The 14,395-nt window shown below is 36.9% G+C and carries 14 protein-coding genes; 10 read left to right on the top strand and 4 right to left on the bottom strand.

Translation table 11 applies throughout. The features are described from left to right. Positions 1 to 77 precede the first annotated feature (77 nt). Positions 78 to 635 (top strand): CBO0543 family protein, encoded by a 558-nt coding sequence (locus NSQ77_RS11220; RefSeq protein ID WP_339226062.1) that lies wholly within the window; start codon positions 78 to 80, stop codon positions 633 to 635. A 119-nt stretch (positions 636 to 754) separates the two neighbouring features. On the opposite strand, the gene NSQ77_RS11215 is transcribed toward NSQ77_RS11220, so the two are convergent. Both NSQ77_RS11215 and NSQ77_RS11210 read right to left on the bottom strand, forming a co-directional pair. After that, positions 755 to 1,396, bottom strand: coding sequence for a response regulator transcription factor (locus NSQ77_RS11215; protein ID WP_339226061.1), 642 nt, complete (start codon positions 1,394 to 1,396; stop codon positions 755 to 757). Further along, positions 1,397 to 2,224: a histidine kinase gene (locus tag NSQ77_RS11210; RefSeq protein ID WP_339226060.1), complete on the bottom strand. Its 828-nt coding sequence runs from the start codon at positions 2,222 to 2,224 to the stop codon at positions 1,397 to 1,399. A gap of 190 nt (positions 2,225 to 2,414) precedes the next feature. On the opposite strand from NSQ77_RS11210, the gene NSQ77_RS11205 reads away from it, so the two are divergent. Next, positions 2,415 to 2,990 carry a copper resistance protein CopC gene (locus NSQ77_RS11205; RefSeq protein WP_339226059.1) on the top strand — a complete coding sequence of 192 codons (576 nt, stop codon included), beginning with the start codon at positions 2,415 to 2,417 and terminating at the stop codon, positions 2,988 to 2,990. Between the two features lie 3 nt (positions 2,991 to 2,993). Continuing rightward, the gene (locus NSQ77_RS11200) at positions 2,994 to 4,085 is read left to right on the top strand and encodes a CopD family protein (RefSeq protein WP_339226058.1); all 1,092 of its coding nucleotides are present in this window, start codon (positions 2,994 to 2,996) and stop codon (positions 4,083 to 4,085) included. Between the two features lie 77 nt (positions 4,086 to 4,162). Here the strand turns inward: NSQ77_RS11200 and NSQ77_RS11195 are convergent, their stop codons facing one another. After that, positions 4,163 to 5,296, bottom strand: a complete 1,134-nt coding sequence (locus tag NSQ77_RS11195) for a zinc-dependent alcohol dehydrogenase (protein WP_339226057.1) — start codon at positions 5,294 to 5,296, stop codon at positions 4,163 to 4,165. 318 nt (positions 5,297 to 5,614) lie between these two features. Here NSQ77_RS11195 and NSQ77_RS11190 point away from each other — a divergent pair, with 318 nt between their 5' ends. The 4 genes from NSQ77_RS11190 to NSQ77_RS11175 all read left to right on the top strand — a co-directional run bounded on the left by NSQ77_RS11190 (position 5,615) and on the right by NSQ77_RS11175 (position 9,906). Then, on the top strand, positions 5,615 to 6,397 hold the full coding sequence (locus NSQ77_RS11190; RefSeq protein WP_339226056.1) for an ABC transporter ATP-binding protein: 783 nt from the start codon (positions 5,615 to 5,617) through the stop codon (positions 6,395 to 6,397). 1 nt (position 6,398) lies between these two features. Next, positions 6,399 to 8,018, top strand: a complete 1,620-nt coding sequence (locus NSQ77_RS11185) for a hypothetical protein (protein ID WP_339226055.1) — start codon at positions 6,399 to 6,401, stop codon at positions 8,016 to 8,018. Between the two features lie 306 nt (positions 8,019 to 8,324). After that, positions 8,325 to 8,891, top strand: coding sequence for a LemA family protein (locus NSQ77_RS11180; protein WP_339226053.1), 567 nt, complete (start codon positions 8,325 to 8,327; stop codon positions 8,889 to 8,891). Positions 8,892 to 8,895: 4 nt separating this feature from the next. After that, positions 8,896 to 9,906, top strand: coding sequence for a DUF3137 domain-containing protein (locus tag NSQ77_RS11175; protein WP_339226052.1), 1,011 nt, complete (start codon positions 8,896 to 8,898; stop codon positions 9,904 to 9,906). Between the two features lie 233 nt (positions 9,907 to 10,139). On the opposite strand, the gene NSQ77_RS11170 is transcribed toward NSQ77_RS11175, so the two are convergent. Beyond that, complete coding sequence (locus tag NSQ77_RS11170; protein WP_339226051.1) at positions 10,140 to 10,295, bottom strand: hypothetical protein; 156 nt, start codon at positions 10,293 to 10,295, stop codon at positions 10,140 to 10,142. Between the two features lie 161 nt (positions 10,296 to 10,456). Here NSQ77_RS11170 and NSQ77_RS11165 point away from each other — a divergent pair, with 161 nt between their 5' ends. The 3 genes from NSQ77_RS11165 to aspA all read left to right on the top strand — a co-directional run bounded on the left by NSQ77_RS11165 (position 10,457) and on the right by aspA (position 14,358). Further along, positions 10,457 to 11,164: a PAS domain-containing protein gene (locus NSQ77_RS11165; RefSeq protein WP_339226050.1), complete on the top strand. Its 708-nt coding sequence runs from the start codon at positions 10,457 to 10,459 to the stop codon at positions 11,162 to 11,164. 194 nt (positions 11,165 to 11,358) lie between these two features. Continuing rightward, on the top strand, positions 11,359 to 12,630 hold the full coding sequence (locus NSQ77_RS11160; protein WP_339226049.1) for a dicarboxylate/amino acid:cation symporter: 1,272 nt from the start codon (positions 11,359 to 11,361) through the stop codon (positions 12,628 to 12,630). A 285-nt stretch (positions 12,631 to 12,915) separates the two neighbouring features. Then, complete coding sequence (aspA, locus tag NSQ77_RS11155) at positions 12,916 to 14,358, top strand: aspartate ammonia-lyase (RefSeq protein ID WP_339226048.1); 1,443 nt, start codon at positions 12,916 to 12,918, stop codon at positions 14,356 to 14,358. The last annotated feature ends 37 nt before the right edge of the window (positions 14,359 to 14,395 follow it).

The raw sequence follows: 14,395 nt of genomic DNA, 5'->3' as shown, positions 1-14,395 counted from the left end.
TTGCAAAAGATATCCATAAAACATACAAAAAAACAGAGCTTCATAAAAGTGAGATACATAATGGAGGCGGTTCATGAATGACATTTAAAGATGGAATAGAGCAAATTGAAAGAGCCAATGAACAGTTAATTGATGCGGATGGCTTGATGTCCGAAACAGTGATTAATGCCTTTTTGTTTACATGGCAATGGTGGTTAGGAATTGGACTATTTATTATTCCATGGATTGTATGGTTTTTACTTAGAAAAAAGGAAAGTACTGGCAGACTTCTTATGGGAGGATTTATTACCATCATTTTGTCATTAATGATTGACCTTATTGCCTTGTCCCGGGGACTCTGGTCTTACCCAATGATTTTCTCGCCAATAGGTCCGGTATTATTTCTTCCATATCACTTTTCTCTAGTTCCTGTCGCGGTTATGTTTACACTGCAAATAAAGCCAACGGCTAACCCCATTTTAAAAGGGTTCATATTCGGGGCTCTCAGTGCCTTTGTAGGGATGAAATTCTTTCAAATGATTGATTTTTACAATCCAAAAGGATGGTCAAGCTTTTATGACCTGTTAATTTATCTATTCCTCTTCCTTGCAGCAAATTGGTTCAGCAGCATGGATAGCTTTAAAAAATTATCATAGCAATTGAAAATATTTGCCTTTGTTCAAGAATTGAGCACAAATCCGGAATAAGGATATGGTGCTCTTTCTTGCTTATAAGGCGAACCTTTGTCAAACCTATCATCAAACTTCTGCTCCCGCTAATCAATTAGCCCTTTCTGAAAGGCATAGCTAGTCAGCTGCACGCGGTTATCTAAATGCAGCTTGCTTAAAATATTTTTCAGATGACTTTTAACCGTATGCTCTGAAATAAATAGCGTATCTGATATTTCCCGATTGGACATACCTTTCGCTACCAATTGAAGCACTTCCAATTCTCTGCTGGATAAAGGCGTTTTCTCTTTTGCAACGGCTTTACTTTGCGGAAATTCCTTTAAAATTTGAAAGGCAATTTCTTTGGACATCGGGACTTCATCTACGGCAAAGGCTCTTAAATAGTCCACCCATGCTTCTGATTGAATATTTTTTAATAAATATCCTTGGGCACCTTTCTTTAAAGCATCGAATAAATCGGTGATATCATCCGAGACCGTAATCATGACAATTTTGACATAGGGAAATTTAAGCTTAATTTGTTTCGTTGCCTCCAGCCCGTCCATTACTGGCATTTGAATGTCCATCAGAATAATATCAGGCATTAATTCTTCCGTAAGCTTAATCGCTTCTTCGCCATTCTTCCCTTCCCCTGCAATAGAAAAATCTTCGTGTCCTTCTAAAATTTCCCGAATTGCTTCTCTAGCATGGACATGATCGTCCACAATCAGTATGCGATAAGGCTTCATCTAGTTGCCCTCCTTTTTTATTTCCAGGATTGTTTCATTATTTACTTTTTTCATTGAAAACTCCCATTCCATATCTCTCGCTCTGTCCTGAATAATTTGGAGTCCATATCCTTTACTCGCTTGCACCATCTCGTTTGTGAACCCTATTCCTCGGTCCTTAATTTGGCATATCCACCCGTTATCTGTTTCCTTCGCTTCAATCCATACCTGATTTGTCCTGGCATGTTTAATGACATTCATAATCGCTTCTTTTACACAGGCAAACAGCTCGACCTTCTCTTTTGATGATAAGGTATCTTCTTGGATTTCCCATTCCAGATGGACATCGATATAGTGCTGTTGCTTCAGTTTTGTTACATATTGATATATCGTTTCAGTCCAGCTGAATGTATCCTTACTTGGAACATATCTCAGGTTTGTAATCGCCTGCCGTGTGTCCTCGTGCACATGCTGCAGGGTTTGTTTTATTTTTTGAAAATCCGCATCATGTTCCAGCTGATTCTTTCTTCCAAACTTATTCATTTTTACAGATAACAGGAACAGGGACTGGGCAATGCCATCATGAAGCTCCCTTGCCAGCTTTTCACGTTCCAGAAGGGCTGCTTTTTTTGCTTTTGCTGCCCTTAATTCCTTCTGCATTCTTTCTAAAATAGAAAATAAATGCCGTAAAAAGACGAGTGTCACAATAAAAACTAATATAGGAGAAAGGAAATTCCCCATTTCCATCGAAATATATGATAGGAGGAACTCATGACGTACATATTCCCAAAGCGCGATTGTAATTGTTGGCAAAAATAAAATGAGCCATTTAATTTGGTTATATTTCAAGTTTGCACCACTTTTCTTCATCTAAAATATGACTTTATTTTATCATTTAATCGCTCATTTATAGAATTTTTGCGTTTAAATCACTCTTTCGAGGTATTATGCACGATTTAGCTTTCGATTTATAATATTTATAGGTAACTCGCATCCTAATATTATGTGATTGCCGAGATATGAAAGGGAGGAATAAATTTTGAAACGCATCGTTAGTACAGCAATAGCAGTTTTATTAATAACATGTTTTTCTACCAGCGCATTTGCTCACTCACATCTTCACGGTTCGAATCCAGCAGATGGAGATGTTGTTACAGAGCCATTGGAGGAAATTGTGCTGGAATTTGAGGGTCAAATTGAAGAAGGCAGCATTATCGAGGTAACGACAACAGATGGAGAAGCTGTTGAAATCGAGGACATCGTTATTGGTGATGGCACATTAACAGGCATGGTTGCAGAGCCTCTTGCAAATGATGAATATCAAGTAACTTGGAGCATTATTAGTGCAGATGGTCACCCATTAGAAGGCGAATTCTCCTTTGCGGTTGATGCCGAGGTTCCTGAAGCTGCAGAAGAGGAATCAGCTGAATCAGAAGCAGTTGAGGATGAAGAAGCCGAAGAACAAGCTGAAACAACAGCTGAAGATGAAGCAGCAACAGAATCTGCTGAGCAAGTGACGGAAGACGACGAATCATCTTCTATGACCGGAATCATAATCGGTGCTTTAATTATTATTGTAATCATTGGTTTCTTCTTAGTTAAAAGAAAGAAATAGCAAATGGACATACTTGTCATGATTAGTCAGGTGCTTTTATATGTATGCTTTTCAATTTTAGCAGGCGGTTTTCTCCTTCTGCTTATACCAAGCACCTATCGTCCAGAGGTAAAAATTCCCACGGATTACTTACTGATCAGCGCCATCCTGGTACCGATCTTGGCCTTTATGCCAGTACTTGATATTATCTTATTTATTGTGCCGCGTCTGGGCTTTGCGGAAGCTTTGCAAACAGTTTTACTAAGCTATACGGTTGGTAATGCATGGAACTTTACCCTGATGGTTTCTGCTTTATTAGTACTTGTCATTGCCTTAATGCGGTCAAAGGAACAGCGCATTTCTGCTTCAATAGCGTTATTTCTAACATTCGCGCTTATCTTAACCATTGCTTGGTCAAGCCATGCTGGAGCCATGGATCCAATCAAGGGAATTACAGGCCACTTTATCCATATAGCTGCTATCAGTATTTGGGTTGGTGTTATCCTTATTGTCGGCTGGTTTGCAACAAACCATGATAATTGGCTGAAATTTTTAAGCTGGTTTTCCAAAGTCGCTATCAGCTGTTTAGCAGCTGCAGCGCTCAGTGGAATCTTATTAATGGATGTCATGGTCGATGGGTATACGGATTCGTGGATGGTTTCGTATGGACAAGGTTTATTAATCAAACACCTATTTCTGATTCCACTTGTTTTCTATGCCTTATTAAACGGGTTCGTTGTGAAATATTTCCTGGCAAAAGATACTGCGTTTAATCCAATTCCGTGGATTCGGTTAGAAGGTATTGTTTTATTTGTTATTTTTGCGGTGACAGCATTTTTCACCCAGCAATCGCCGCCTCACGGCAATTACTTAACCGAGGATGCACTGTCACCTGTATTTCAGCTATTTCATAACAGCATCATTGATTCCAGCAGCACCGTTGGTTTGACAATTAACTTAGATATTGTTTATTTCTTTTTCATAGCCCTATTATTAGTCGGATTAATACTATTATCAATTTACAAAAAAGCATCCATACTCGTAACTTTTTTTATAAGCTGCTTGTTAGTGGTGAATGTCTATATGATGTTGATGATATCTGTAGTTGTTCGCTAATGGGAATGGAAGATAGCAAAAGTCCACAGAGGCCTGCCCCCGTGGGCTTTTTGAATATGAGAAGCTTCATTTATTGATTACGGCTTGAAAATAACTTTAATAGAGCCATCCTCTTTCTTGTCAAAAATACTATAAGCTATTGCAGCATCATCCAAATTCACGCGATGTGTAATAATATCGGTTGGATCAAACTCCTTATTCTCAATCATTTCATATAGCTTTGGCATCAGATGAACGACAGGAGCTTGGCCCATTTTCAACGACACATTCCGTGTGAAAAAGTCGCCGAGCGGGAAGTTATTTGCCTCCGTACCATAAACACCTGTTATTTGAACCGTTCCGAACTTCCGTACAGCTTGTGATGCGGTAATAATTGGACTGATCGTTCCGAATTGATTATCGCCTTTAGAGCCAAATTCAGTATTTGGTGGAACTGTACCATCCATCCCAACACAATCAATCACGACATCTGCTCCACCTTCAGTTTCCTCATGTAATAGCTCGCCAATCTTTTCATTTTCTTTAAAGTTGTAGGTTTCTACTTTATTCGTTTTCTTCGCATGATCCAGTCGATGTTCTACTTGGTCTACGGTAATGACACGCTTTGCACCTTTCAGCCAAGCGAATTTTTGAGCCATAAGTCCAATCGGACCGCTTCCTAAAATAATCACCGTGTCACCTTCTTTGACACCCCCATATTCCACACTCCAATAGGCAGTCGGGATGACATCCGATAAGAATAATACCTGTTCATCATCCAGTTCACTTTTTTTCGGAACTTTAAATGATGTAAAATCCGCATAAGGAACACGTAAATACTCTGCTTGGCCACCTGGGTGATTCCCGAAATCATCCGCGAATCCAAATAAACCACCTGGCTCACCATGCGGATTGGAATTATCGCACTGACTCTCCATCTGGTTATTACAGAAGAAGCAGTCTCCACAACCGATGTTAAACGGAATCACGACACGGTCACCTTTTTTAAGATTTTTCACGTCTGAACCTACTTCCTCAACAATGCCCATTGGCTCATGCCCGACGACGTAATCCTCTTTCGGGACAATTCCGCCATTATATAAATGAAGATCTGATCCGCAGATGCCGCTCGCGGTAATTCGTACAATCATGTCACTGTTTTCCTGAATCTTAGGGTCACTAACATTCTTCGTTTCCATCGCTTCCTTACCTTGAAATGTTACAGCCTTCATTTGATTCACATCCTTATATAAGCATTTATAAGGTGTGTCCCCGGAATTTTGGAAGGATAAACTAAATATACTTGTGGTTTGTATCCGATCGACATTAATCTGAGTCTACTAAAGATGTATATTTTTCCCTCCTGCACAGTATTTATTGCAATAAGAGTAACTGTCATCCCTTCCTTTATGGCCTGCCTCCCCTAATAGGAATCTACCCAATCATTATGACTGGGGAAATTTTTATATCTTAAATTCCATTGCATTCCCAATTACACCTTGTTATGTTAGAGGAAGAAAATAGATTAATAGCAAGGGAGACACAAGAGGATGAAAGAGAAAGTATTATCACTTCAAAATCTATATATGAGTTATCCCGGCAAGGACGTTTTAAACGGGATTAATCTAGATGTCTACCGTGGACAAATCATAGGATATATTGGTCCAAATGGTGCTGGAAAAAGTACGACATTAAAAATCATGCTCGGATTAGTAGAAGGTTATGGCGGAGTTGTAGAAATTTTTGGCCAGAACATTGCATCGAATGATTATACGTATAAACAAAAAATTGGTTATGTACCGGAAAACGCCGAGATTTACGACAATCTGACAGCAGCAGAATACCTCACATTTATTGGCGAATTATATGGTTTGGAACGTAAAGCTGCCGAGACGAAGGCATTCAGTCTTTTAGAGGAATTTGATATGGGAGACGTTTTTCATTCGAGGATCTCCTCTTTTTCTAAAGGAATGAGACAAAAAGTTCTAATCACCTCTAGTCTTCTTCATAATCCAGATTTGGTTTTTCTTGATGAGCCATTAAGCGGGCTTGATGCGAATAGTGTTATGGTTATTAAAGACATGCTGGAGGTCTTGGCTGATCAGGGAAAAACAATCTTTTATTCGTCTCACATTATGGATGTGGTTGAAAGAATAAGTAATCGAATTGTTTTATTAGTGAATGGTGAAATTGCGGCAGATGGTTCTTTTGATGAACTAAAAGCACAAAGTAAGGCGGGGTCACTTGAAGCTGTATTTAATCAATTAACAGGATTTGACGAGCACAAAGAAACAGCGGCAAAGATTGTCTCCATTGTAACGGAGGAAGCCTGAGATGAGTGAAATCCGTATTTTAAAAATGCTTGATACTTTTCAACCGGTTTTCCGCAAATTAAATATTGATTATAGTGTGATGCGGAGAATTCTTGAATTAAAGCTTACGATGGATCAGCGGCGTATTCCAACCATACTTAGTCAAAATACGAAGAAAAAAGAGGGAAATCAATTTCTTAAATCATTATGGATTTATGCTTTATACGGTCTCATACTCACTCCATTTGCATTTCTTGGAGATAATTATTTGTTTCAGGTCAGCATTATGACCGGAATCGCTATGTTCATCCTTAGCACATCAATGATTTCAGATTTTTCTTCCGTACTGCTGGATGTTCGGGATAAAATAATTTTAAATACCAAACCAGTGAACGGCCGAACCATTAATGCGGCCAAGTTTTTTCATGTTGCGATTTACTTAACACTAATTACGGGAGCATTTATTGCCATACCAGCAATTGTATTTCTTTTTACAAAAGGATTTATTTACTTTCTCCTATTCCTTATTGATATCTTTTTAATAGACCTATTGGTATTAGCTTTTACTGCACTAATCTATATGTTTGTATTACGATTTTTCGATGGAGAAAAGCTCAAGGATATTATTAATTATGTACAGATATTACTGGCTATAGCAGTTGTAGTCGGCTATCAAATCATCATACGATTATTTGATGTTGCTGGTCTGGAATATGTTTATAACTTTAGCTGGTGGCATGTATTGATTCCACCAGTATGGTTCGGTGCACCATTTGAACTGGCATTAAACCAGGACTATTCCAGTGAGATGATTATCCTTTCCCTATTTGCAGTGTTAGGACCAATCATCTCGGTTTTCCTATATTACTTTTTAATGCCATCATTCGAACGGAATTTACAAAAGCTAATGGAGGAATCAAGCACAAAAGGAAAGAAAAGACGGACTCTAAATGATCTGATAGAAAGATTAGTTTGTTTTAGCAGAGAGGAAAAAATATTTTACCGCTTTGCTTCGATTATGATTAGCAGGGAGAGGGATTTTAAATTAAAAGTATACCCTTCGTTGGGAATGGCACTTGTTTTCCCAGTAATTTTCCTTTTTAACAATTTGAGCTTTCAGACACTGGATGAATTGGGGCAAGGCAACTCCTTTTTAACAATCTACTTTTCTAACATTATTATTGGAACGGTTGTTTATATGCTCCAGTTTTCTGCAAAATATAAAGGAGCATGGATTTTCCAAACAACACCAATTCAAAAGCATACCATTGTCTACAGTGCAACTTTAAAGGCAGTCTTCGTAAAGCTGTACTTACCGGTTATCTTTGTTCTGTCCATATTATACATCTGGATATTCTCCTTCCGCATCATACCTGATTTAGCGGTTGTTGTCATCACAGCTTTATTACAGATGTTAATATCCTATAAGATCTTTAATAATGGCAAATACCCGTTTACCGATCCGATTGAAACTGCGCAGCAAGGCGGAGGTGCTTCTGGTAAAATATTTGTCTTAATGATTATTGTTGGCATGTTTGCGATTTTGCATTTAATCATCTCCTCCATCCCTTTCGCAATCTATGGTTATTTGGCAGTTCTTATCGTGCTTACGATTATATTTTGGAAGATGGTTTTTAAATAGACCTTCATATAATAAAGAACAGCCCGTCACCGCTTTTTACCGGTAACTGGACTGTCCTTTTTGAGTATCTATATACAAGGTTTATTGCATCAGGTCGCCCGTAAGGTGATAGTATGCAACATCAGCAGTAAGGCTCGGGAAGTGTGAGGTGTAAAAGCATTAACAAGGGATTTGGGTAATTGAACGTTGTTAGGAAAGATATTATACACTTTTTTTCTTGTATTTAGATATGAACCAAAAGTAACTGGATAGTACTTTACGATACCTATATAATGGTTGTAAATAGTAATAAAGGAGCTGAATTTCTTGAACATTGAACCGTGGATGATAGGCGCAGCTGTTGCCGCTCTTGTTCTCATCTGGGCACTAGTTACCTATAACCGTTTTATTTCTTTAAAAAACAGTATAGAAGAATCCTTTAAACATATTGATATTACGTTAGCACAGCGATTTGATTCCCTCACAAGAATAGCAGAAACGATTGCCGCTTATACGAAACATGAAAAGGAAGTCCATACAGAAGTAGCGAAGCTCCGCAGTCAATTTGATAACCAAAATGAGAATGAAAAAGTGAAAACCTCGAATGAACTATCAAGGCTTGTCAGTGGTTTACAGGTTCAAGTCGAAAATTATCCTGAGCTGAAGGCAAATGAAAATTATCTTCACTTACAAAAAAGCATTAATGAACTGGAAGAAAGACTGGCCGCATCCAGAAGAACCTTTAACGCACGGGTCACGAAATTCAATACGATGCTGCAGCAGTTTCCTACAAATCTATTTAAATTCTTCATGAATCTGGAAAAAAGAGAGCTATTGCATATTGATAACAGCAAAAAGCAAGATGTTGATATAGCAAAAATTCTAAGGGGTTAATCAAATGTTTTCTAGCTATGATGAAATCTATCAGCTAATAAAAAGTGATATAGACGATATGAATAAAATCAGATCCAAAACAATACTAAAATACATATTTGGCTGGATTTCACTTTTGGCAAGTATTATTATCCCTGCAATTTTTGGCCTGTCCATTCCAAATGCAGGCATCCAGTGGCTGGCTGCTTTTGTTTTTTTCTTCGGAACGATAGCAAGTATTGTTAGTTTCTTTAAAACGCTTGGATCGTTTCGTATGGCTTTTAAACGCAAAGTAGTAAGAAGTCTGCTAAAGGCGTTATTTGAAAGTGCTAAAGTTCCTGAGGATAACCCTAATTATGAAATGAAATGGGGATACGCCAGCCGAGGTAAAATTAATAATCTCTTAATTGGCGAATCTGGTTTATTCTATTTAAATCGGATTGACCGCGTATCTGGCGAAGATTTAATTACAGGTAAAATTGGTGCTACTGATTTCTATTTCTCTGAACTGAAGCTTTTCAAACAAGTGAGGGACTATCAAGGAAGATCCAGCACGAAGCTAAAATCAAGATATCAAGGGGTATTGTATCTTGCAGATTTCCATAAAAACTTTCAGGGTCATACCGTATTACAGGATAAAAAGGCCTTTAGTTTCCAGCATTTAAAGCGTTACTTCAGGCACCATTACCACCGTGTGCTAAGCGGAAAGAAATTAACTGCGATTAAAATGGAAAATGATGAATTCAATAAGTACTTTAAAGTGCGTACGACAAGTGAGTTCGAAGCACGTTACATTCTTTCTCCCAATCTAATGGAAGATTTAGTTGCATTTCGAAAAAGAAATCGAAACCCAATCGATATAGCTTTTAGGAAAAGGTTCATTAGTTTATTTTTATACAATAAAAAAGACTATTTCGAACCGCGTATTTTTGACTCCATGAAAAAGCAGTCTAAACTTGTTTATGATGATTTAATCTTATTCTTCCGTATCATTAATGACTTGAATCTCAACACACGAATATGGAGCAAGGAGTGAAAAACGCTGTGAGCAGCATTGACGAATTCCCGCTCAACTTTATATCATTCTTGTAGTTAATCTCTAGAGTAAACCCTGATTTATTCAGTTCAACAGGAAGAAGTCACAAAGACGTTGTAAGTTAGTTTTTGTGATTTCTGAAAACCGCGTGGAAGGAATAATACTCAATGAAGTTTCACCTTATATAAGAACCTTCTACTTCTTGTAATACTATCCACCCATCCTAACACTTCTTATTCAAAATAAAAATAGCTTCCGAATACTCTAAACACATCAAACCAAATGTAATTTCCTGTTGTCGCCACGAAAATAAAAGCAGCCAGGAATGCTTGTATAACTTCTGTCATCAAATAAATTGTAAGTACTTCATGAAGTGCTTGAAGCCACATTGAAAGACGCTCCACCGGGAAATCTACTGAAGAAAGCATAAATGTCAAAATACATCGGCCAAGGAAGTACAACATTACCAGATATTAAAAAAATTGAGTAATCTCTACAAATTCTATATAATTATTAATTAGCAAAAGCAATAGGAAGTGGGTGTTTTCAAATGAGTAATTCTGAAGAGAACCTCTTTAACAAAACTTCGGATAAAAGCTTAGTTAAGGACTATCCTTTGTTGTATAATGTACTCCGTAAAATTAGTACCTCTCTCTCTCAAACTTTGGGGCCAACATGTGAGGTTAACATTCATGATTTACGTAATCCAGCTTCATCCATAGTACACATTGATAACGGACACGTTACAGGGCGTGTAGAAGGTGATGCCATTATGGATATGACTGCAATTCTCAGCAATGATCGATTTGATGATGATATGCTTTATAACTACACTAAAAAAACAACTGATGGAAAAGTTTTAAAATGTTTTTCTATACTCATTCGAAACGATCAGGGAGAAATCATTGGTTCCTTCGGGATGAATTTTGATCTTGGAAAGCTATTAAACGCAAAAACAGTAATCGATGAATTTACAAGAGGTTACGAATTAAATAGTGTTAGTGAAGATAGACCATTAGTTAATGAAAGCGTCGTAAGCATACTTCATCAGATCATTTATAACACAATTGAGGAATACGGAATTGCTGTATCTGAAATGTCAAAAGAAGATAAGATTGAGATTGTACATTTTTTAGAGGAAAAACAGGTCTTCTTAATCAAAGGTGCCATTAATTATGTGGCCGAAACACTAAACGTTTCCCGCTTTACTATCTACAATTACTTGGATGAGATTCGGTCAAGAAAGAATATGAAATAATAACATTTCTCGTTAAAAAATTTTTAACGAGATTTTTTATTGACTTCACAATAGAAAACGTTTACAATAAATTCAACAAAAATTTTAATTAGTTACAACAAAATTTTAACCAGCAGTTGTTTGAAATAATTATTTTGTTTATGTGATTTCACATATAAAAAATTTAGACTTTTCAAAAAGGGAGGGAACTTGTTATGAAAAAGAAGAAAAAAGGATTTTGGTTTAGGATTGGACTTATGGGTAGAATAGGTATCGGCTTTGGATTGGGGATCATTGCTGGTTTTATTCTAGGACCGAATGTGTCATGGGTTGAACCGGTTGGTGATATCTTTATTCGCTTACTGCAAATGATTGTTTTTCCACTTGTATTTTTTGCTTTGATTAATGGTCTTACTCAAATAACCGACATGAAGAAAATGGCTCGTATTGGTGGAAAGACGATTGTCTTTTATCTCGGTACGACTGGAATAGCTATTGCTATTGGTCTTATATTTGCAAATTTTTTTCGCCCTGGACAAGGGGTGAATATTGATTTGCCCTCAGCTTCTGAGGTAACAGCAGAATCACCTTCTTTTATCGATACACTTTTAAATTTAGTTCCATCTAACCCATTTACAGCTTTTGCAAATGGAGATATACTCCCAGTTATTGTTTTTGCAATTTTCGTAGGAGTATGTATTGTTTCTCTTACAGACGGGACAGAGAGAATTAAGGCGACAAACGCTGTAACAATCCTTAACAATATCATGAACCGTATGACCTCTATCATTATTCAATTTGCCCCTTTTGGAGTGTTTGCTTTAATTGCTGGCGTAGTTGGTAATCAAGGAATGGATGTATTACTTCCATTATTAAAATTAGTTCTTGTCGTCTATGGAGCTATTCTAAGCCATATTATTCTTGTCCAGTGCGGCCTTTTATCTTGGATGCTTGGAAAAACGAATCCTTGGAAATTTTTAAAAGGACTATTTCCGGCCGCTACATTTGCATATGCCACTGATAGCTCGGCAGCAACTCTTCCGATTACTTTAAAAAATGCACAAGAAAATCTGGGGATTTCGAAAAGTACGTCAAGCTTTGTTTTACCATTAGGAGCCACTGTTAACATGGATGGGAGTGCTATTTATCAAGGGGTTGTTGCCTTATTTGTAGCGCAACTCTTAGGCATGGAGCTAACATTTATTCAACAATTAATCATTCTTGGTACAGCATTACTAGCTTCTATTGGAACTGCTGGTGTACCAGCAGCAAGTTTAATCATGTTAACACTGACACTTACATCCGTAGGTATCCCTATTGAAGCCATCGGCATTGTTGCAGGTGTAGATAGGCTTATTGGCGGGGCAAGAACAGTTGCTAATATTTATGGAGATGCGGCAGTAGCTCTTGTCATTGAACGCCAAGAAAAAGTATATGAATTGAAAAGAAGTATTGAAGAACCACATCAAAAAAGCAAGGTAATGTAGACAAACTAACACTTATAAAGATTGTAAGAATAGTAATTATAGAAAGGGAATCCAAGATATTCTATACTATTATGAATTCCCATCTTAGGTATTGCATGCCATTTTAGTTAAAAGTTTGTGTATATATTACTAAAAAAATTTAATATAGTAAAAAAAAGTAACAATAAATAAATCTTTTGTGATCCTAATAGAAAAGGTTGAAGAATCTTTAAATAAACTTAGCAAGATAAACAATTACAAGGGTAATAAAGGAAGGATTAATATGATAAATGGGAGGTCATTTTCTTGACTGTTTACGAAGAACAAACAACACGAATTGAAGAAGATGCATTAGGAGAAAAAGAAATTCCTTCTGAAGCATATTACGGGGTTCAAACCGTGCGGGCAGCTGAAAACTTTTCAATTACAGGCTATGCGATAGAGAAAGAACTTATTAACAGTTTAGCAATGGTAAAAAAAGCATCTGCTCTTGCAAATATGGAGACGAACATGTTACCGAGATCAATTGGGGATGTGATTGTAACAGCTGCTAATGAGATTATAGCTGGCCATTGGCACGGCCAATTTATAGTTGACCCTATACAAGGAGGAGCCGGTACTTCTATTAATATGAATATGAATGAAGTTCTAGCTAATCGGGCTTTAGAACTTTCAGGAAAAGAAAAAGGAAATTACTCTTATATAAGCCCAAATAGTCATGTTAATGCTTCACAGTCTACCAATGATGTTTTCCCTACCGCGATGCATATTGCGTTATTACAATCTGCAGAGATATTGCTGGACTCTATGAAAGAAATGCACGGTGCTTTCTTGGAAAAAGCTAATGAATTTGACCATATTGTTAAGATCGGTCGTACTCATTTACAAGATGCGGTACCAATACGATTAGGCCAGGAATTTAAGGCTTATAGCTGTGTTATTAAACGTGACATAACTCGTATCCAACAAGCTTCACTTCATTTAAATGAAGTAAATATAGGAGCAACAGCAGTTGGTACAGGACTTAATGCGAATCAAGAATATATAAATTTAGTAATAAACCACTTAAATGAGATTAGTGGATTTCCATTAATAATCCCTTATAACATGGTTGACGCTACACAAAATACCGATGTTTATACAAGCCTTTCATCAACATTGAAAGTTTGCATGATTAATCTCTCAAAAATAGCAAATGATTTGCGGTTAATGGCTTCAGGTCCTAAAGCTGGCTTAGCAGAAATTACACTTCCTGCACGTCAACCAGGATCCTCGATTATGCCTGGAAAAGTAAATCCCGTTATTCCAGAAGTTATCAATCAAATTGCATTCCAGGTCATTGGAAACGATCAAACCATTTCCTTAGCATCTGAAGCTGGTCAGTTAGAGTTAAATGTGATGGAGCCGGTTATGATTTTAAATTTGCTTCAATCAATAAAAATGATGACCAATGGATTTAATACCTTTACACAAAATTGTGTAAAGGGAATCAAGGCAAATGAGCAAATTGTTGATAATTATGTTACAAAAAGCATTGGTTTAATCACAGCGATTAATCCCTACTTGGGCTATGAAGAGGCATCTCTCATTGCTTATGAAGCTCTAATGACGGATCAATCTGTCAGAGACTTGTGCATCAAAAAGGGGAAATTAAGTGAAGAAGAATTAGATATTATACTAAACCCATATGAAATGACGAACACAGGTATTGCAGGTTGGGATATTTTAAATAAATCTAAATCTATTTAATAAAAAAGTTTACTTTTATGAAAAAAATTTACCCAAA

It is taken from the genome of Oceanobacillus sp. FSL K6-2867 (assembly GCF_037963145.1).
Lineage (GTDB): Bacteria > Bacillota > Bacilli > Bacillales > Amphibacillaceae > Oceanobacillus.
Note: the sequence above shows the minus strand (reverse complement) of the source record. Positions and strands in the feature narration are given on the sequence as shown.